The sequence below is a fragment of the Halomonas sp. 25-S5 genome (genome assembly GCF_029889845.1).
Taxonomy (GTDB): domain Bacteria; phylum Pseudomonadota; class Gammaproteobacteria; order Pseudomonadales; family Halomonadaceae; genus Halomonas.
Map to the genome: position 1 here is coordinate 1 of NZ_JARANV010000073.1, position 862 is coordinate 862.

The following is an 862-nucleotide window of genomic DNA, read 5'->3' on the forward strand; positions in this document are numbered from 1 at the left end:
GGTGATCGGCGGGACCACCTTCACGCTGGCCCAGGTCCAGGCATTTGATGGCTCGCAGACAGTAAGCACCGGCGAAGGCACACTGACGCTGGATGGCTACACCGGTGATAGTTTTGGCGGCACCATCGATTACACCTACACGCTGGACGCCACGATCGACAACGACAGCAAGTCGGCGACTGGTAACGACGCCGTCACGCTGGATCACTTCGATGACAGCCTCGCGATTCAGGTCAATGGCGTGGGTGGCACCACGGCCAGTGACAACCTGGTGATTCGTGCCATCGACGATACGCCCACGGCGAACGACGACGGTCCGTTTGGAGTGACCGAAGACGCCACCAGCGTGGTATCGGGCAATGTGCTCGACAACGATGATGCCAACGCCGACCAGTCGAAGAGCTTTGTCGGCTGGGGCAGCGACGCGGCCAATCAGGCAGCCATCAATGCGCTGAACACCTACGGCACCCTGGTCCAGAATGCCGATGGCAGCTGGAGCTACACGCTGGACAACAGCGACCCCGACACCCAGGCACTGACCAGCGCCGACAGCTTGTCGTATGCGCTGAGCTACACCATGGCGGACGCCGACGGTGATCAGGACACGGCGGACCTGACCCTCACCATCACCGGCGCCGATGATGGTGCCACCGTGGTGACCGCAGTCGCTGAAGGGCCGGATGGCACGGTCTATGAGGCAGGCCTGAACCCGGATGGCAGCGATGCCGCCAGTGACAGCGAGACCACCACGGGCAGCTTCACGGTGTCGGCCAGTGACGGCATCCAGAACGTGGTGATCGGCGGGACCACCTTCACGCTGGCCCAGGTCCAGGCATTTGATGGCTCGCAGACAGTAAGCACC

1 protein-coding gene is annotated in these 862 nt (G+C 62.8%); it reads left to right on the forward strand.

What is annotated here, in order from left to right:
• A partial coding sequence (locus OP498_RS18410) for a VCBS domain-containing protein (protein WP_280554805.1) occupies positions 1 to 862 on the forward strand: 862 nt, incomplete at both ends.